Source organism: Spiroplasma endosymbiont of Monopis laevigella, from assembly GCF_964019975.1.
GTDB classification, from domain to species: Bacteria; Bacillota_I; Bacilli_A; order Mycoplasmatales; family VBWQ01; genus Spiroplasma_E; species Spiroplasma_E ixodetis_A.
Genome location: NZ_OZ026473.1, coordinates 1272479 through 1292718, shown reverse-complemented (window position 1 = coordinate 1292718; position 20240 = coordinate 1272479). Strand labels below are relative to the sequence as shown.

The window sequence follows — 20240 nt, the reverse complement described above, 5'->3', positions numbered from 1 at the left end:
ATATGAAGAAATTACTAAGTAGTCTAGCAGTAGTAACTTTAATTGGAGTAACAAGTATAAGTGTCGTCACTTGTGGTGGAGAAAGACCTTCACCAGTAGAAAAAACTGATTTAAATACAGTTATTATTAAAAAGGAATTAGGTATTATTTACATTGGTCAATTGGACAAACCAAATAAATCTGAAATTTTAAAAGCTATTAAAGATAAAAATAAAGAAGCAATTGATCTAACTGAAGATGATTTTGATATTAAAAGTTTTATTGACACTGCAAAAATCATTATTAATGGTAAAGGTACTTATAAAAACGAAGTTTCTTTAACTTGTACTATTACTAATTTTAAAAAAATTTCTAATTGAGAAGATAATAATGGTGCAGTTCATGCTCTAGTAAATATTAATGGTGTGCTTTATGTGGGAACATCAATTTTTGGTAAAGGAAATTTATATAAAAGTAATAGTGATGGCAAATTTGAATTAATGAATAATTGAAAACAAGACAATGGTGCAGTTTGGGGTTTAACAAATATTAATGGTGTACTTTATGTGGGAACATCAATTGCTAATAAAAAGGGAAATTTATATAAAATAAATACTAATGATATTAATGCTAAGATTGAGCCGGTATCTGGTTGAAAAGATACTAATGGTGAAGTTCATGTTTTAGTAAGTACTAATAATGGTGAAGTTTATGTTGGAGCAAAAGATACTAAAGGTGGAAAATTATATAAAATTAATAGTTATGATAAAGTTACTGATCTTACTAGTTGAACTGCTAGTAATGGTGTAGCTTTAAGTATATTAAATGTTAATGGTACAGTTTATGTTGGAACAATAACTAGCAATGGTAATGGAAGATTATATAAAAGCGATACTGGTGATACTTTTAAAAAAGTTTCTAATTGAAAAGATAATAATGGTGAAGTTCATGCTCTAGTAAATATTAATGGTGTGCTTTATGTGGGAACATCAATTGCTAATAAAAAGGGAAATTTATATAAAATAAATACTAATGATATTAATGCTAAGATTGAGCCGGTATCTGGTTGAAAAGATACTAATGGTGAAGTTCATGTTTTAGTAAGTACTAATAATGGTGAAGTTTATGTTGGAGCAAAAGATACTAAAGGTGGAAAATTATATAAAATTAATAGTTATGATAAAGTTACTGATCTTACTAGTTGAACTGCTAGTAATGGTGTAGCTTTAAGTATATTAAATGTTAATGGTACAGTTTATGTTGGAACAATAACTAGCAATGGTAATGGAAGATTATATAAAAGCGATACTGGTGATACTTTTAAAAAAGTTTCTAATTGAAAAGATAATAATGGTGAAGTTCATGCTCTAGTAAATATTAATGGTGTGCTTTATGTGGGAACATCAATTGCTAATAAAAAGGGAAATTTATATAAAATAAATACTAATGATATTAATGCTAAGATTGAGCCAGTATCTGGTTGAAAAGATACTAATGGTGAAGTTTCAAGTTTAACAAATGTTGATAGTACACTTTATGTAGGAATAACAAATAATAATGGTGAAGGAAAAATATATAAAAGTAAAGCTGATAAAAGTTTTGGATTGATGCTTGATTGAGAGAATACTAATGGTGCAGTTTGAAGTTTAACAAATATTAATGATACTATTTATATAGGAACAATAACTTCTGCTAATAAAGGAAATTTATATATAACTGAAAAAAAATAAAAACATAAAAATGATATCTATCAAAAATTATGAAATTTCAAATAATTAATACTTTTTTAATTATTAATGATTCTCTTTGTTAAAGAGAGTTTTAAATTTAAAAAATTATTTTGTTACAGATTGATATTCTTTACAGTATAATAGAGTATATGAAAACTAAACTTTATTAAGAAGGGTTAATTAAATGATTAAAATTTATGATAGTTTTTCACAAAGATTGCAACCGCTTGCCCCTAATAAAAAGCAAGTTAATATGTATTTATGTGGTCCTACTGTTTATAACTATATTCATGTTGGCAATATTCGTGGTGTACTTGTTTTTGATGTTTTACATCGTTTGTTAATTGATCAAAATTATAAAATAAATTATGTTCATAATATTACTGATATTGATGATAAAATTATTAAGAAAGCTGCGGATTTAAAAATAACAGAACAACAAGTTACTGAAAAATATACGTTAGCATATTATGAAGACTTAGAAAAATTAAATATTATTTCTCCTACAAAATTACCAAAAGTAAGTGAATATATTTCAAAGATTATTGAATTTATTAATAAATTAATTATTAAAGATTATGCATATGTTACTGCTGGTGATGTTTATTTTAAAGTTAATAAGTTAAAAGATTATGGAAGTTTGGCACATAAAAATATTGAAGATTTAATTCCAAATTTTAGAATTAAAAATTTAGTTGCTAAAGAAAATAATCTAGATTTTGCTTTGTGAAAATCAACAACAATAGGTATTAGTTGAAATAGTCCATGAGGAAAAGGAAGACCTGGTTGACATACTGAGTGTGCTTGTTTTGTTGAGGCTTTATTTAATGGTCAAACTATTGATTTACATGGTGGTGGTGTTGATTTAAAATTTCCTCATCATGAAAATGAACGAGCTCAATTTGTTGCAGTTAATAATAAAAAAATGTCAAATATTTGATGACATAATGGTCATGTTAATATTGCTAATGAAAAAATGTCAAAATCTTTAAATAATTTTATTTTGGTTAAAGAATTTTGTCAGCAATATCATCCAAATGTATTGCGATATTTAATATTAAATCGTGATCATCAACAACCAATTGATTTTAATAAGGAAACAATTGAAAATGGATTAGTGTCAACAAAAAAATATGAAAATGTTTTAAAACAATGAACATATCAAATATTTATTAACAATATAATATGTAATAATAATCATCATTCAATTTATTATCAACAAATTATTAAAAATTTATCAAATAATATTGATACAACCAATACTATTACTTTAATTGAAAATATGATTAAAAAATTAAATGAAGCACTTATTAAAAAAAATTTTAATGAAGAATTTCAAGAAATTTTTTATACTTTTACCTTTGCTTTAAAAATATTAGGATTTGATTTTAAAGTTGGTAATTATTCTGAAAAAATTAAAAATAAAATTAAAATATGAGAACAACTAAAAAAGGAAAAACAATACCAAGAAGCTGATAAAATTCGTCAAGAATTAAAAGATTTGAATATTATTTAAAGGAGCAAAATTATGGCATTACAATATATTTATGGTTATCACCCTATTATTGCTGCATTATCAACATCGTCATTAATAAAAATTAAAAAAGTTTTTTTAGTTCAAGATAAGTACCAAGAATTGAAAAAAGATTTAAAAAGTGTAAATATTCCTTATGAAATTATTAGTTTACAAGCAATGAATAATTTATTAGGTACTACTAAACATCAAAATATTGCTGCTAATGTTAAAGACTATCAATATTTTTCTTTTGATGAATTAATTAATATTGATTCAACATCTAAATTTTTAAGAATTTTAATTTTAGATCGTATTTCTGATCCACATAATTTTGGTTCAATGTTAAGAATTGCAGCGGGTAATGACTTTGATGGTGTAATTGTTTTAAATCGTAATCAATCTGAAATAAATGGTGCAGTTGCAAAGGCTGCAGCTGGTGCTCTAAGTATTATTCCAGTTTGTCAAGTTAATAATTTAACTTCCGCAATTAATAATTTACAAGAAAAATATAAATTTTGAATTTTGGCTGCTGCTAAAACAGCAAAAGCAATTGATTATTTTACTATTGATTGTAGTAGCAACTTAGCATTAATTATTGGTAATGAAGGTGAAGGGATAAGTCCAAAGTTATTAAAACATACCAATTATATTGTTCAAATACCAATAAGTCCAAAAATAGAATCATTTAATGCTAGCGTTGCTTGTGGTATTATTGCAAACTATATTTACGTTGAAACGTTAAAATTATCGTAAATTTTAAGAACTTATAGAGGCTTTTTAATAATCTGTGTATCTTTGTTTTACAAAGTTACTAATTTAGATTAATTCTGTCTTCAAATTTTATCATAAAATGAGCAATTGCTGTATTTCAATTTTGAATAGGCAATGTTCATTTTTTTGTTATATTTTCAATTGCCAAGTAAAATATTTTGAAAACTGCCATATCATTAGGAAAAACTTTTTTATTTCTGATGATTTTTCGTAATTGACTATTAACAGATTCAATAGCATTTGTAGTATAAATCACTCTTTTGATTTCTACTGGATAACTAATAAAAACCATTAAATTATCTCAATTTTTATATCAAGATTTAGTAATTTGAGGATATTGTTTATTTCATTTACTTTCAAACGATTCTAAAGCTTGCATTGCTTGTTCTTCACTACATGCACTATAAATTGGTTTTAAATCTGCAACTAGACATTTTCGATGTTTGTATGAAACATATTTTAAACTATTTCTAATTTGATGAACAATGCATAATTGATGTTCTGTTTTAGGATAAACTGATTGTATTGCTTCTGACATGCCTGTTAAATTATCACTACAAGCAATAAGAATATCATTTAAGCCACGATTTTTCATTTCTGTGAAATTAGATAATCAAAACTTAGAACCTTCATTTTCACTAATTCATAATCCTAAAACATCTTTTTTGCCTTCTAAATCAACTCCTAATGCTATATAAACTGATTTGTTAATAATCCGTTTATCTTGTCGTACTTTAACTACTATACAATCAAAATAAACAATAGGATAAATACTTTCTAATGGTCGATTTTGTCATGCTTTAACATCATCAATAACATCATCAGTAATTTGACTAATAACACTTTCACTAATATCAGCACCATGATATAACTCTTGCAACTGCATTCTAATGTCAGATAATGTCATTCCTTTTGCATACAAGGAAAGAACTTGTTGATCAAAACCATCAAATCTTCTTTGCCTTTTAGGAACTATTACAGGAGTAAAATTACTATTGCGATCTCTTGGTACATCAATTTCAATTTTACCTTGTTGAGTTATTAATTTTTTTGAACTTGTACCATTACGAGCATTTTCAGTAGTACTATGTTGATTTTTTTCATATCCTAAATAATTTTGCATTTCAGAATTCAACATTTTTTCAACTAATCTTTTTGTTAATTCTTTATATAAACCGCTAGGTTTAAAAACTGTTGTTAAATCTTCAGTATTTTCTAGTAATAAATCTACTGCTTTTGATATTGGATCATTATTATTAAAGTTATCTTTTTTAGCCATCTGTAACTCACTCTTTCTAGTCATTTAATTATATTTACTAGAATTAATTAAACATAGTTATTTTTGTAAGTTACACAGATTACTAAACATTTCCAACTTATATTTTTTTAAAAAGATACTTTTATATTTTAGGTGTAAATGTTTTTTCTTTATTTATTAGATTTGGTTCTGAAAATTTTCATTTTTTTTCTTTTAAATTTTTGCATATATTTATTTGATCAATTAAATGGTTTTCTAATTCTTTACAATTGTTTTTAATATTTGTATAGTCAGAATTTATCTTATTTATTTTATTATTAACACATTTGTTTTTATCTTTAATTCAAAAAGTAAAAAATTTAATAAAAAAATTTTTATATTTATTTATTTTACTTTTTTCTAATTGTTCTATTTTTGTTGTTATTTTCTTTTCTAACATTTCTTCCAAAGCTCAAATTTTTGATCTTAGTTCTAAAATATTTGAAGAAAGTAATATTATTTTGGGAGTGTTATTATTTTCATTAGTTAATTTTTCTAATTCTTTATCTTTTTCTTCACTTAATTTTTTTAATTTTGATAATATTTTTTGTTCATTGTAGAAGAAAAAAAACTCGTTATTTTCAATATCTGTACTGTTATTACTTGGATAATGATTTTTTCTACGTTTAAATAAGTTTTTTAAAATATTTAAATACATCTGTTTCACATTTTCCTTTCAAAATAAAAAAACTCATTTACTTTTTATGAAAGTAATGAGTTAAAAAACTTATTATTAAGTTTTATAAATATTATATATTATTATAAAATTTATTTGTTAAAGTAACTATTAACATAAAGTTGATAATAACATAAGTAGTTTATTATTCTTTAAATTAATCAAATATGTAATGTCAAAAAATTACAAAAATAATTATTTTTATGATAGTTTTTTAAAAAATAAGTGATTTTTATTTTTTGAAAGGAAAATGTGAATAGTATGCAACTAGTAAATGAACTGTTAATTGAAACAGTTGAAGTTGGTGATTTGGAAGCACTTAAAGTTTTATTGGAAAATGGTGCTGATGTTAATTATGAAGATCAAGATGGTAATACGTCTTTAATGTTAGCTGCTGAAAGTGGTTTTTTGGAGGTAGTTAAAGTTTTACTGGAAAATGGTGCTGCTGTTAATTATGAAAATAGATATGGTAGTGCCTCTTTAATGTTTGCTGCTGAATATGGTCATTTGGAGGTAGTTAAGGTTTTATTGGCAAGTGCTGCTGCTGTTAATTATGAAAGTCAAAAAAATGGCAATAGACCTTTAATGTTAGCTACTAGAAGGGGTAATTTTGAGATAGTTAAGCATTTAATAGATAACGGTGCTGATATTAGTTATAAAGATTGTGATGGTAATACTCCTTTAATGTTTGCTGCTGAAAATGGAAGAATTGAAATTTTTAATATTTTATTATTATACAAAGCTCATGTTTATCATAAAAATCAAGGTGGTTTTACTGCTTTAACTTGCTCTATTAAAAATAAAAATTTAATAATAAAAACATTTAAAGAATTTCTAAAATTTAAAAATGAAATAATGATTTTTAAAGGAAATTGTTATGAAAAAATAATCTATATTATAAAGGGAGATGATGATAATAATTGATTAGAAAAAGAAGAATCAGTAATAGAGTCATTAGAATATTTGCAAAATGAAATTAAAAAATTAAATGAAAAAAATAATTCAAATATTGAAATTTTTTGACAAAAAGAAGTTATTAATAGTTTAGTATTTGATGAACTAAATTATTCATTACTACATATAGCGGTAATAAATGATTTATAAAAATTAGTAACTTATTTAATTAATAAATGACCAATTGATGTTAATTATAAAGATAACTCAGGAAATTCAGCATGAAATCACGCTTGTTTACTATTACAAAAAGAAATTGCTTTGACAATTAAAAATTATGATCAGTTAACTATTGAAAATAAAATGTTTTTAAAAGATTTTTTTAGTTTATCATCAAATTGAAATCAAAATCAAGAACAGGAAATTGACAAAGTGGCTAATGAAACTAGAAGAGAAATATTTAAGTACTACATACCACAAACAGAAGTAGAAATCTTTAAAGATAAGATAAATTTGTTAGATTCATCATCAATAGTGAGTCAAACAACTATTAAACGTGATTATGGATCAAATATGTAATATTAAGAATTTCAAAATTAAATACTAATACATCATAACTTTAAATAATTAGTTGATTAGTAATTCATAATTAGTTTGTTATTTGAAATATTTAGGAGGATTTAATTATGAATGATAATGAATTGATTTATTTGTATTGTATTGAAAACAATGAATTTGCTTTTAATTTTTTATATAAAAAATATGAATTGAAAAATGATTTTTTTTACGAAATATTATTAAAAAGTTTTTTGCTATTCCTTTGGAAACAAATGATTTAAAATCAACTTTTTATTTTATTTTTTTAAAGGCAATTTTTAAATTTCAAGAAAGAAAAAACAAGTCATTTCAAAATTTTTTATATTATGAAGTAAAATGAGGAGTATTTACTTATGTTAAAAGTTTTTTAAATAATAATCATAAAATTATTAATTGTGCCTTAAAATATAATGATTATTTATATCAAAAAAATGATTATGAATATACTTCATTTTTGGAAGAAGTTATTAGTATTACAAATTTTACTACTAATGAAAATGAAGTTTTAAAATTAAAGCGAAGAGGATATAATGTTCATCAAATTATGAAAAAATTAAATTTAAGCTATAAGCAAGTTGATAATGCTTGAACACGAGTAAAGTTAAAATTAAAAAATAGTTACAAAAAATATATTTAATAAAAATTACTATGATAGAATTAAGACAACAATAAAATTTATATTTTAATTTTATTTTTTTAATTTTAAAAATTAATTTATAAGTTTTATTGTTATATTTATTATTTATATAATTTAGCTGTTGCTTTGTAGTGATTTTTTAATCATTATAAAGTTTTTTTGTGTTTTATTATCGATTTTTGGTGGAGGAAATAATGTATAAAATTGGCATTAATCAAAATGAAAAATCAAATTATAAGCAAAAACCTAATGTTAAGCAAGAAAAAAAACATTGGTTTAAAATTTTTTCTTTGTTATTTGTTGTGGTTGTTTTAATTATTACTACTATGATTTTAATAATTGCAAATAATCAATGAAATAGTGCCATAAATACTAATAATTCCAACAACTGAAATCCTAATCAAGATAAAACTTGAGAAGATTATTATAAGAATAATTGTCCAACAAATAAAAAATATAATTTGATAGATTACAAGGATAAATTAAACAATATTAGTTTAATATCTACTGATAAAAAACTAAAAAATTTTTATCTTAGTGATTTATTAAAAAAGATTGATAATTTGTTACAAATAAATAAAATAGATATTCCTAATAATTTTTTTGTACATTTACCAGTAAATCCAGCTATTAATATTAAAATTAATGATGAAAATGCACTTAAAAATAATTTTTCAATAAAAATACCATCTTATAAAGAAAAAATAAAACAGTTTAAAATTGAAATGAGTGTTAATCAGTTTGGTAGTAATTATGGTTTGTTTCCTTGTGACTTAAATTTCAATTTTAGTGTTGAAAATGATGTTATTCCGGAAAAATTTAATATTTTTGATTTAGACAATAGAATTACAATTCCATCACAAACAGTAGTAATGTCAGATGCTACAAAAGGAACTAAAAATGAAATAGAATCTCAAGTTAATAAAATTATTGAAGAGAAATTTTTAGAAGAAATTAATAAAGAAAAATCATTATCAGATAAAGTAACAAAAAGTGATTTTGTTATTAATTATGATTCAATAAAAAATTTTGATAATTATATGATAAAAAAGAAAATAACAGTTGTTATTTGTGCTAAAAATAGTAGTGAAATTATTAAAGGTCAATTAAATATTAATTTTAATGTTCAAGGTAGTTGAACAAAAAAATCATTATCTGTTATTAAAACAGTATTGGAAAATGATGAAAGTGTAATTAATCAATTAATAACTATTGAAGATAATACTAATGTTAGCAAAGTGGATATTGATAATCATATTGCTTTCCTTGTTAGTAAAAAAATAAATGAGTTTGGTAAGCAAAAATGACATCAAGATTTTAATGATCAAGATTATATTATTACTAGTAATGCGATTACTGGAAATTATCAAAAACCAAAATCTATAATAGTAACAATTGTTGGTAAAAATCAATTGCAAGATACTATCCAATTGATAATTAATCTAACAGCCAATAATACCGTAAAATCTTTATTTGCTATTAAGTCATCATTGGAAAATGATGAAAGCATAAATACTGAACAAATAGATGTTATTGATGATACTAATGTTAGCAAAGTGGATATTGATAATTATATTGCTTTCCTTGTTAGTAAAAAAATAAATGAGTTTGGTAAGCAAAAATGACATCAAGATTTTAATGATCAAGATTATATTATTACTAGTAATGCGATTACTGGAAATTATCAAAAACCAAAATCTATAATAGTAACAATTGTTGGTAAAAATCAATTGCAAGATACTATCGAGTTTTCAATAAATATTCAATGTCAAAATAAAGAACCAAATGAAAAAATTTTTAAAAATAACAATTTTAATGTTAAAGATTTAAATTCTATTGAATTATATCCAAATGTTCTTCCTAGTGGTGTAATATATCCAATTACTTTTAAAGATAATTCTATTTCACTTATTTCACTATTATTTCAAGAAGATATTAATGATATGAATAATTTTTCTCCTACTAATGACATTAATTTAGAAATGAATATAGGAATTAATATTGATGGCGATAACTATCAAATTCATTTTCAAAAGACAATTAATTTTGATATCATAAAAAAGATAAATAATATTGAACTTGTTAGTGTTTCTGAACAAAATGATAAATATCAGCATTTAAAAAACATTGGTATCATTATTAAATATGATGATGATAAAGAATATAAAATGCTTCAATCCTTGGACGTTAATATTAAAAATAATAATTTAACCTTTATTAATTTTAGTTCTATTGTTAAAATAACTTCACGACGTTAAATTAAAAACAAAGGTGATGAGTATGGATAAGCCGCTGGCAACAATATTAAGACCAACTACCGTTAATGATATAATTGGTCGAAGTCATTTGATAAATGATAAAAATGGAATTATTAATCGAATATTAAATGAGAAGTTTTTAACATCATTAATATTTTATGGTAATCCAGGAACAGGCAAAACCACTATTGCTCAAGCACTAGCTAATGATTTAAAATGTGAATTTGGAGTATTTAATGCTGCCATTGATAAAAAAGAAAATTTAGAAAAATTAATTAAAATAGCACAAAATACTAAACCTTATATAATTATAATTGAAGAAATACAACGCATGAATCGTGATCGTCAAGATTTATTATTACAATATTTAGAACATGGCAATTTTATTTTAATGGCTTGCACTACTGAAAATCCTTATTTTGTAATTAATCCAGCTTTACGAAGTAGATGTCTATTATTAGAATTAAAGCCAATTAGTAATGAAGAAATGTTATTAGGCTTAAAAAAATAATTACTAATAATTCATTTTTTAATTTTAATATTAGTGATGAAATTTTAGAAAAAATCTGTAATTTAGCAACCGGTGATTTACGAATAGCAATTAATATTTTAGAAATATTAATAAAATTATATCCTAATGAAATCATAACTATTGATATTATTAATGCTATTATGCCTAAAGCAAGTAATTGAAATGCTAAAGAGGGAAATGAACATCATGATTTAAAGTCAGCATTACAAAAATCAATTAGAGGCAGTGATGTTAATGCTGCTTTGCATTATTTAGCAAGGTTATTAGCAACTGGTGATTATGAAGTTTTATTAAGAAGAATGTTGGTTATTGTTTACGAAGATATTGGACTTGCTAATCCCGCTTTAGCAATTAGGGTAAAAACTGCTATTGATACTTTTCGTCAAATTGGTATGCCTGAAGGTATAATTCCGCTTGGTTTAGTAGTTATTGAAATGGCACTTAGTGAGAAATCAAATAGTGCTAATTTGGCAGTACAAAAAGCATATAGTGATGTTTTACAAGGAAAAATATATCCAATTCCTGATTATTTGAAGCATAATTGATCTAAAACATTAAAAAAATCAGTAGGTAAAGGTAAATTATATAAATTTCCACATGATTATGCTAACGATTATGTACAACAACAGTATTTGCCAACAAAGTTAAAAGATACGAAATATTATCAACCAAAACTTCATAACATTTATGAAAAAAAATTAAATGAAATTTATAATAGATTTACTAAAAAATAAAATTCTGAGGTGCAAAATAAAATGTTAAAAAATAAACATTTATGGTTGGGACTTAGTTTAACATTAGCAACCACTAATATTGTTGCTAACACTAGTATTACTAATAATTTAACAAGTATTAATAAATTAAAACAAGAAAATAAAAATAAAACTGAAACTAATGAAGTTGTTACTAATACTACGTATGGTAATTTAAGTAATAGTACTATTTTAAATAGTCAGGATGAAAATGGAATATATCATCTTTTTGATGTTAAAAGCATTATTGATAATCCAAGTTTAGAACCTTATGTAAAAGATATTTATATTGAGAATTTTAAATTAACTTATAACCCTGAAAAGATAAATAAAGATGTTATTAATGAGTTTGATAAAGAAATTGCTGCTATTAATTATAAAGAAGAACAATTAACAAGTACTAATGATTTGCAAATTTTTCAAAAACAAAACTTGAGCAAAATATCAACAACAGCTTATATTTCAAATAAAAAGTCTAAAAGTAATTTTACTTTTATTCAATTTGGTGGTGCTAATACTCATATATCATTAACTGGAACAAAAGGTATTATTGATGCAATTAAGAACTATGATAATTTAAGTGAAACATTGGGATTATATTATATTGCTCAATCTCATTCAAAAAATAGTAGGGGAATTTGTCTTGACTTTGTTAAACAATTTATTACTAAAAGTAGTTTAAAAAATAATGAGAGCACTGCAGAAAAAATTTCTGAAAATATTTTCAATAATATGATTGATAGTCCAAATTTAGAATCTGTTATTAATAATTTTTCAATTGAAAATAATAGTAAAAAGATAAGTATTAGATATTTAGTTGATAGTACTGGTAACATTATTAGCGTTGGATATTTACAATATAATAGCAAAAATTTGGATACTAATAATAATTTAACATTAAGTCATAGTTTTCCAAAAGATGGAGGAAAACTAATAGATTATAATTCAGAAATAACTACGCTTTTAAAATGAAGTGATTATGCTGATTCATGAAATAATTTTATGTTTTTATATCCAACAATTTTTGCTAATTCGACAGACAGTATAACTTATAGTGTTATGGATAATACAACAACAATTAAAAGTAATGAACTAAACTTTAATACCAAAAAAATTCAAGACAAAGATAATCAATTACCAGTTTGACGAGTAGTAAATCAGCCACCTGCAGGTCATAAATCACAAGGATTAGTTATTTATATATTTATGTGACATGATGAAAACACTATATATCAACAACTTAGAAGTAGTTCTATATCTCGTGCTTTTGATATTGGGCCATCTTTCTCAATAAATATTAGTAAGTGAACGATTAGTAATATTATTAATGAATAATTATGTATCATCTTATCAATAAAATTAAAAATTTAATTTAAAACTACTTTAACTATGAAAGGAATAAATAAAATGAAAATAAATAAAGAAGAAACATGAAAAGAAATACAAAAAGTGTTGAATAATCTTCATGGTCCAGTTAGAGCAGGAGCATTAAGTGCACAAAATTGAAGTAATACGACAACAAGAGTTCTACTAACAATAGCAGGACTTAAGTCTGTTACTAGGGATAGTAATATTGAAAAACGTTACCAATTAATTAAAAGTGGAGTAGCTGATATATTATATGCTGCATTTGGTGGTTGAGTTATTTGACAAGCGTATAATTTAAATGAAACTGGTGGTAGTACAACTACCGAGCCAAATTTACCCACTTTTCCTACTTTACCACCAAATAATGAAAGACTTTATTCTGAAATTGCTGAACAATTAACAGAAGATGCTGTAAGTAATGAATTAACTCCAGAAATGATTTCTATTGCATTAAATAAATTATTTACTGGTACAAATGGATTAGTTAAAGTGCTTAGTGGAATATCAGGTTTTGATTTATATAAAATTCAAAAAGTAACAAAAACTATTGAATACTTAAAATCACTTACTACTTTTGCAACTGCAGGCATTAATTTTACAAATGGTAATATTGTGGGAGGAAATTTAATGTCAATTTCAGCAATGATGGATGTTAGTCATACATATTTTTCTACAATGAGTAAATCTAATACTTCAAATAGTAAAAAGGAAATTATTATTAAAATTATTAATGAAAGAAAAGAACACATTACAAAAAGTTTTTCTTTATATAAAGGTATTTTGAGTAATAAAGATTTAAAGGAAATATATGAGTATTTAGAAAAAAATAATTGAGATAAGTTTGAAATGAGACATTCAGATAAAACAATTCCTAGTTTTGTTAAACTCGGAAAAATAAAAGATTGAAGACCAACATTAACAATGTTTAAAGAATGAATAGATAATTATACTCCCGAAAATAAAAAGGTAGAATTAGTAACAGAGATTGAAGATAATAGTCAACAGGAAAGAATAAAGTTAAAAATTCCTGATTATGAGTTTGAGCCGGAATTTGTTACAAATGCAAATAATGATATGTCAGAAGTTATCATAGAACCTAATGAAAGACAACCACTTTTAGGAAGTATTAATAGTTAATTAAAATTATTTTTTATATTATAATGTTTTTTTAAAAAAACATTATTTTTTATTTATTATTTTATTTTTTCTTGTAAAATTATTTTAGAAATGATGAATTTTAAAGAAAGATTAAAAATTTAACTTTGTTTTTAAAATAAAAATATTTTAAAATTGACACTTATTTTAAATAATAATATAATTAAAAATGGTTAAATTTTCTAGGTGAATTTAATGAACGAAAAAATAATTTTAATTTGTACTGTGTGTTTAAATCGTAATTATCATACATACAAAAATAAGATTAAATATAAAGAGCGTATGGAACTAAAAAAATATTGTGAACATTGTCAAAAACATACTTTACATAAGGAATCACGTTAGGAGAAATTTTCATGAGTGCAGAAGACAAATTAAAAGAAAAACCAAAAATTAATCCTGAAAAATTGGCTCTTTTAAAAAGTAAATTTAATATTTTACGTAAAATTAAACCTTTAAGAACAAAAAGAACTTCTGAAGGAAAACCAAGTTTTGATCCACGAACAGCCGATAAAAATAAAAAGGTTAATATTAGCGAAATTTGAGAAAAAGAACGTAAAAATCGTACGCCTGAAGAACGTTTTTATTATAAAAAAGAAGCGAGAACTTATCATAAATATTTTTTCTTATACTTATCAAGAGAAATTAGAAGAACTCGTTGAACACCAAGAAAACAATTAAATAATAAATTTATTACAACAGTATTATTTATTGCTGTCTTAGCACTATTCTTTTATGGAATTGAGCAGTTATTACTATTTGTATTACCTTTATTAAAAATAATGTAAAAAATGGAGATGCCAAAAAATGAGCGAAAGAATAAAAAAAGAAACCCCTTTAGTGAAAACTACATCATTAGAAGAAACACATAAACATCGAATTGAGCAAGCACAATGATATATTGTTAATTGTAACAAAGGTCATGAAGATAAAGTTGCTGCTGATTTGAAAAATAAAATTGAAAAAAAATTAAATTTAAAAGATAATATTTTTCAAGTTAGGGTTGTTAAAGAAGCAATACCAGATAAAGATAAAAAAATAACTGAAAAAAATATTTTTCCTGGTTATATTTTTGTTCATATGATTTTAACCGAAGATACTTGATATGATATTCGTAATACAACAGGGATTAATGGTTTTATTGGTTCTAGTGGTAAAGGTGTACCACCGACTCCACTTTCTACTAAAGAAGTTAATGAAATGTTATATCGTAATTCTAAAAATTCATCACAACCTAAAGTTAAAGAGACAAAAAAAAATATTCGTGATTTTGAGTTAAATGATTTTGTTCATATTACTTCTGGTGCTTTACAAGGCCGAGAAGGACAAGTTATTAAATTAGATGAAGATAAGGGTGTTGCAACAGTTTCTGTTGATATGTTTGGTCGTCAAACCGAAATTAAAGTAGAATATGATAGTTGTAAAAAAAATTAAAGTTTAGTTTAAATTATTTAATTTTTATGTAAAATAAAATTAAAATATATTTGACTACTAATTATAATGATGTTATTATTTGTAAAGTACTATTTATATATATAAATAGACTTTAATTATGTTTAAACTTGTGGAAGATTTATTCGTTTGGACCACAGTGAGAATCCATTTAGGAGGAGTTGCTCATGGCAGATAAAAAAAATATTAATCGTGAAGGTATTATTCAATTACCAGCTGGTAGTGCCAAACCAGGTGCTAGTTTAGCATCATTCGGTATTGATATGCCACGTTTTTGTAGAGAATTTAACGATAAAACCAAAGATCAAAAAGATGATGTTAATCCAGTTCCAATTCCAGTTTTTATTACAGCATATAAAGATAAAACTTTTGACTTTAAAATAAAAACTGCACCAACAACATTTCTTTTAAAAAGAGCATTGAAACTTGTAAAAGGTTCATCAAATGCTAAATTAACAAAAGTAGGAACACTTACTATTGCTCAAATCACAGAAATTGCTCAAATTAAATTACCTGATTTAAATGCTTATTCTTTAGAAGATGCAATTAAAATTGTTGCAGGAACAGCCAAGAATATGGGTATTACTGTTGAAGATGGAAAGCAAGGTGTTTAATATGAATAGAAGTAAAAGATATCTTGCAGTTGCAAAATTAGTTGATAACACTAAAGTTTATCCAATTGATCGTGCTTTAGAATTAGCTAAACAAACTTCATCATTAAAATTTGATGCAACAGTTGAAGCAGCATTTCGTTTAAATGTTGATCCAAGACATGCTGATCAAATGTTACGTGGTTCTATTGTTTTACCAGCAGGGACCGGAAAAACACAACGTGTTTTAGTAATAACTACTACTAAACAAAAAGAGGCAATGGAAAGTCAAGCTGATTTTGTTGGTGGTAAGGAAATGATTGAAAAAATTCAAAAAGGTTGATTTGATTTTGATGTTATTATTGCAACACCCGAAATGATGGGTGAATTAGGAAAAATTGGTAGAGTATTAGGACCAAAAGGGTTAATGCCTACAGCAAAACTAGGAACAGTAACAATGGATGTTCAAAAAGCAATAGCTGATATTCGTAAAGGTAAAGTTGAATATCGTGTTGATAAACAAGGTAATATTCATGTTATTCTTGGTAAAGTATCATTTGCACAAGAAGGGTTAAAAGATAATTATTTAGCAATTCTTAACACTTTAAGAAAAGTTAAACCCGCAGCAGTTAAGGGTGCTTATATTAAAAATATAAGTATTACTACAGCAATGGGCCCTGGTATTAAAGTATTAATTGAAGAATAATATAATAATATAGAAAAAATCATTAGTAAAAGTACTAATGATTTTTTTATGTTTTTATTCATAATTTTTTTAATATTTAAAAAAATTTTACGCTATAATTTATTTATTGTGATAATACCAATTAATACATTATTTTGGTAAAACAATAAAATAATTAGGTAGTAAAGGAGAAACCTTAATGAAAAATCTTATAAATCTTTTTAAGAAACAAAATTGAGGAATAAAAATTGGCTTTGCCTCACTGGTAATTAGTTTGCTCTGTTTAGCATTAGGACTAATTTTAATTGCAACAGCCAATTTTAAAGCCCCAAGTGGAGGAAGTTCACAATATGCCGGAAATGGCTTTCATGCTATTTCTGTATGAGGACTTGATAGTTTTCTAAGCAAAGCTGGCTATGATCAAATGTGAACAGATGCTACTAGTGATAAACTTTTAACTTATCCTCTTGCGCAAGTAGTTGTCGGAATTGTATTTACAGTAATTTTAACTGCTATCTTTCTTGGTGTTAGTGTTTTATCTTTAATATTTGGTTATTTTAAACGTTGATTATATTCTTAGTGTTTAGTAAGTGTTAAATATGGATAAAAATGTAGAATATAAAAAAGTTACATCTTGGGATTGAAAGCAAAAACTAGGATTATTCTTATGTATTTTAACTTTGCTTTTTCTAATAATTAGTTTAATACTATTTGGAACAGCTATTTTTAATGATCACTATAATAATTTTCTTGGTAACGGTTTTTGAAGTTTAAAACACTATGGTATTATTAATTTGTTTTATAATTGAGATCAACTAGATATAGAAGCGGCTAAAAATACTTATGTTTCTCATCCTTTTGAACAAGTTTATTTTGCAATTATTTTTTTAATCATTATTGTACCAATATGTTTTGTTCTTGGAGTTAGTTTATTAGTTAGAGGATGATGAAAGTCAAGAATTTAATATATAATTACTTCATAAATTTATTTATGGTAAAATTTAACAATCATTATTTCATTAAAAAGGGTGTATTATGATGTTTAATTCTAAAAAAATAATTGTTTTTTTACTAATAAATATTGTGTGAGTAGTAGTTTGGATTATGATAACTATTAGTTACGATAGTTATCGCGATCCAATTTTAAATTATGTACCACATAGTAACGATTATTTAACAAATGAACCAACTAATCAATTGGTTCCTAAAGCAAAAAAACCTAAACATGTAGTTATGGTGGGTATTGACGGTATGGCCAGTTATGCATTAAAAAGTGGTTATAGTCCAAATATGAACTATTTAATGCATCATGGTGCATATACATTGGAAGCACGTGATGTTTTACCAACTTCTTCTGCTGCAAATTGAGCAAGTGTTATGTTTGCTACAGATCCTATTAAGCATGGTGTTGTTGATCAAGATTTGTGGAATATTCATCATACTGTTCATGCTGAAGTAAAAGCTGATCAAGTAAGTATTTTTAGTTCTATTATTGATAAGTATGGTTCTTCAAAAAATTTATTTGGTTATGCTAGTGAAGGTGAAATGATTGCTAATTTTCAGCCCAAAGGGCAAGAAAATATAAAAACTTTAATTAGTAATAATGGTAATTATTATGCAACAGAAAATGATAAACAAACTTTTGAAAATACGAAAAATGTATTAATTAATAAACCTTTATTTTCATTTTTTTATTATGTTAATCCTGATTTAGCAGGTCATTCACGTGAATGAAATAGTGAAGAATATTATCAAGCAATTAGTCAGACTGATAAATATATTGGAGGTATTATTGAAAATTTAAAAGATTTAGAAATGTGAGAAGATACCTTATTAATTATTAGTTCTGATCATGGAGGTGTTTCACAATATCATGGTCATTCTTCTGATGCTGAACAAAAAATTCCTTTGCTTTTTGCAGGAAATTGTATTCCAAAATACGGAATTATTCCAGATAAAATTAAAATTTATGATATTCCAGCTACTATTGCTTGATTATTAGATATTAATTCACGACCAATAATTTGAGATGGTCAGCCAATTTTAACACCTTTTTTTGATATGACAAATATGTATGATCATAGTGAGGAGTTTAAGTAATGGATATTATCAATTTTAAACAAATTAACTTTCGAGATAATGGCATTAGATTACTTATTGTGCTTGCTACTATTTTTATTGTTTGAAATAATGTACAAAATGTTACTTTAAATATTGGTGGTAGTTTACATGCTTTTAATGCTTATTTTTGCTCACCAATGTTATTTGTTATATTGATATCATTTGGTTTTTTAAGTGCCAATAATAATTTTAGTTGAAAAGAGTATAGTAAATTAATACTAGCTATTATGATTTTATCTTTAATTACAAGTTTTATGTATTTAGATTTTTTTGCTTTTAAAGAAGGATATGTAACAACAGGTTATATGATAGGATTATGATTTAAATTATTATTTTTTGATTATGGTAAATGAATGATATGAATTATTATTGGTGGTAGCGCATTAGTAAAAGTTGTTACTAACCATTTTTCTTTAAGTAATAAAAGTTGAAATATTGTTAAAATAATAACTTTAGTTATTACTAGTATTTTTTTAATAATAGTTTTAATATTTAGTATTAACTTGCAACTTACTAGTAAGTTATATTGATATGATAACTTTAATTGAGATTTATTTTATGTATCATTTCGTGAGGGTGGATTTTTACAACTGATACTTGGGTTATTAGCTTTTTTAGTTGGTCTTAATTTTCAGTGATGAATAAATTGAGAAAAGATAAAAGATAATGTGGTTTATTCATTACTTAGTTTTTCTTTATTTATTGTTATTATTAGTTGTCGAATGATATTTTATTTTCCTTTAATTTATTGAGATATTATGGAAATTTTGCAAGCTTTATTTTTATTTATTCCTTTTATTATGTTAAATATTAATTATAATAAAATTTTAGCCTTTTTATTTCATGGTACTACTTTTATTTTATTTTTCCATATTGCTTTTAATAAAGTAATTAGTGTTGAATTTATGACAGGTTTATTATTGCGCTTAATATTTGGATTAAATGTTGCTAGAAGAGCAGTGGAATTTGTAAATAATAATTTTTTTGTTACTATAATTTACTCATTTGTTAAGATGTTAATTTTAATTTTCTTTTGTGCTTTTTTATCAAGACAGTATGTAAAACTATTTAAATTTAAAGTATTTGCTATAGAAAAAAAGAAAGCAATTATTCATTAAATTATTATAATTAATCTTTTTCTCTTATAATAAAATAATTATTATCTTTTAATTATTAACGATTTTCCTCATTTTATAATCAACCATCTTTATTTGAAAAAATAAGTTAGCA

At 24.0% G+C, this 20240-nt stretch carries 23 protein-coding genes; 21 read left to right on the top strand and 2 right to left on the bottom strand.

Annotated features, from left to right (window positions below):
- The first annotated feature begins 2 nt into the window (after positions 1-2).
- The 3 genes from AACK94_RS06895 (at position 3) to rlmB (ending at position 3978) form a co-directional block, all read left to right on the top strand.
- Positions 3-1709 (top strand): hypothetical protein, encoded by a 1707-nt coding sequence (locus tag AACK94_RS06895; RefSeq protein WP_338975649.1) that lies wholly within the window; start codon positions 3-5, stop codon positions 1707-1709.
- A 184-nt stretch (positions 1710-1893) separates the two neighbouring features.
- The gene (gene cysS, locus AACK94_RS06890; RefSeq protein WP_338975648.1) at positions 1894-3225 is read left to right on the top strand and encodes a cysteine--tRNA ligase; all 1332 of its coding nucleotides are present in this window, start codon (positions 1894-1896) and stop codon (positions 3223-3225) included.
- A gap of 12 nt (positions 3226-3237) precedes the next feature.
- Positions 3238-3978 (top strand): 23S rRNA (guanosine(2251)-2'-O)-methyltransferase RlmB, encoded by a 741-nt coding sequence (rlmB, locus tag AACK94_RS06885; RefSeq protein WP_338975647.1) that lies wholly within the window; start codon positions 3238-3240, stop codon positions 3976-3978.
- 58 nt (positions 3979-4036) lie between these two features.
- On the opposite strand, the gene AACK94_RS06880 is transcribed toward rlmB, so the two are convergent.
- Positions 4037-5275, bottom strand: coding sequence for an IS256 family transposase (locus tag AACK94_RS06880; RefSeq protein ID WP_338976315.1), 1239 nt, complete (start codon positions 5273-5275; stop codon positions 4037-4039).
- Positions 5276-5396: 121 nt separating this feature from the next.
- Complete coding sequence (locus AACK94_RS06875; protein WP_338961609.1) at positions 5397-5951, bottom strand: hypothetical protein; 555 nt, start codon at positions 5949-5951, stop codon at positions 5397-5399.
- Positions 5952-6230: 279 nt separating this feature from the next.
- On the opposite strand from AACK94_RS06875, the gene AACK94_RS06870 reads away from it, so the two are divergent.
- From AACK94_RS06870 to AACK94_RS06785, 18 genes are all read left to right on the top strand, one after another.
- Positions 6231-7073 carry an ankyrin repeat domain-containing protein gene (locus AACK94_RS06870; protein WP_338975646.1) on the top strand — a complete coding sequence of 281 codons (843 nt, stop codon included), beginning with the start codon at positions 6231-6233 and terminating at the stop codon, positions 7071-7073.
- Between the two features lie 111 nt (positions 7074-7184).
- On the top strand, positions 7185-7442 hold the full coding sequence (locus tag AACK94_RS06865; RefSeq protein ID WP_338975645.1) for a hypothetical protein: 258 nt from the start codon (positions 7185-7187) through the stop codon (positions 7440-7442).
- Between the two features lie 107 nt (positions 7443-7549).
- On the top strand, positions 7550-7702 hold the full coding sequence (locus tag AACK94_RS06860) for a hypothetical protein (protein ID WP_174481447.1): 153 nt from the start codon (positions 7550-7552) through the stop codon (positions 7700-7702).
- The gene (locus AACK94_RS06855; RefSeq protein WP_338961615.1) at positions 7684-8097 is read left to right on the top strand and encodes a hypothetical protein; all 414 of its coding nucleotides are present in this window, start codon (positions 7684-7686) and stop codon (positions 8095-8097) included. Before AACK94_RS06860 ends, AACK94_RS06855 begins: the two co-directional genes overlap by 19 nt.
- Before the next feature lie 194 nt (positions 8098-8291).
- On the top strand, positions 8292-10355 hold the full coding sequence (locus AACK94_RS06850; protein ID WP_338975643.1) for a hypothetical protein: 2064 nt from the start codon (positions 8292-8294) through the stop codon (positions 10353-10355).
- Between the two features lie 22 nt (positions 10356-10377).
- Positions 10378-10866, top strand: coding sequence for an AAA family ATPase (locus AACK94_RS06845; protein ID WP_338975642.1), 489 nt, complete (start codon positions 10378-10380; stop codon positions 10864-10866).
- Positions 10848-11621, top strand: coding sequence for a hypothetical protein (locus tag AACK94_RS06840; protein ID WP_338976378.1), 774 nt, complete (start codon positions 10848-10850; stop codon positions 11619-11621). The genes AACK94_RS06845 and AACK94_RS06840 overlap by 19 nt, the downstream gene beginning before the upstream one ends.
- Before the next feature lie 21 nt (positions 11622-11642).
- Complete coding sequence (locus AACK94_RS06835; RefSeq protein WP_338975640.1) at positions 11643-12974, top strand: hypothetical protein; 1332 nt, start codon at positions 11643-11645, stop codon at positions 12972-12974.
- A 72-nt stretch (positions 12975-13046) separates the two neighbouring features.
- Entirely contained in the window at positions 13047-14144 is a 1098-nt protein-coding gene (locus AACK94_RS06830; protein WP_338975639.1) for a hypothetical protein, read from the top strand.
- Between the two features lie 213 nt (positions 14145-14357).
- Positions 14358-14507 (top strand): 50S ribosomal protein L33, encoded by a 150-nt coding sequence (rpmG, locus tag AACK94_RS06825; RefSeq protein ID WP_174481441.1) that lies wholly within the window; start codon positions 14358-14360, stop codon positions 14505-14507.
- Positions 14508-14518: 11 nt separating this feature from the next.
- Complete coding sequence (gene secE, locus AACK94_RS06820; protein WP_338975637.1) at positions 14519-14950, top strand: preprotein translocase subunit SecE; 432 nt, start codon at positions 14519-14521, stop codon at positions 14948-14950.
- A gap of 19 nt (positions 14951-14969) precedes the next feature.
- The gene (gene nusG / locus AACK94_RS06815) at positions 14970-15596 is read left to right on the top strand and encodes a transcription termination/antitermination protein NusG (protein WP_338975636.1); all 627 of its coding nucleotides are present in this window, start codon (positions 14970-14972) and stop codon (positions 15594-15596) included.
- A 185-nt stretch (positions 15597-15781) separates the two neighbouring features.
- The gene (gene rplK / locus AACK94_RS06810) at positions 15782-16228 is read left to right on the top strand and encodes a 50S ribosomal protein L11 (RefSeq protein WP_338975635.1); all 447 of its coding nucleotides are present in this window, start codon (positions 15782-15784) and stop codon (positions 16226-16228) included.
- Between the two features lies 1 nt (position 16229).
- Entirely contained in the window at positions 16230-16910 is a 681-nt protein-coding gene (rplA, locus tag AACK94_RS06805; protein WP_338958648.1) for a 50S ribosomal protein L1, read from the top strand.
- A gap of 178 nt (positions 16911-17088) precedes the next feature.
- Positions 17089-17469 carry a hypothetical protein gene (locus AACK94_RS06800; protein ID WP_338974398.1) on the top strand — a complete coding sequence of 127 codons (381 nt, stop codon included), beginning with the start codon at positions 17089-17091 and terminating at the stop codon, positions 17467-17469.
- 19 nt (positions 17470-17488) lie between these two features.
- Positions 17489-17854 (top strand): hypothetical protein, encoded by a 366-nt coding sequence (locus AACK94_RS06795; protein ID WP_281748740.1) that lies wholly within the window; start codon positions 17489-17491, stop codon positions 17852-17854.
- 139 nt (positions 17855-17993) lie between these two features.
- Positions 17994-18989, top strand: a complete 996-nt coding sequence (locus tag AACK94_RS06790) for an alkaline phosphatase (protein ID WP_338975634.1) — start codon at positions 17994-17996, stop codon at positions 18987-18989.
- Complete coding sequence (locus AACK94_RS06785) at positions 18989-20128, top strand: hypothetical protein (protein ID WP_338975632.1); 1140 nt, start codon at positions 18989-18991, stop codon at positions 20126-20128. Before AACK94_RS06790 ends, AACK94_RS06785 begins: the two co-directional genes overlap by 1 nt.
- Positions 20129-20240: the final 112 nt, after the last annotated feature.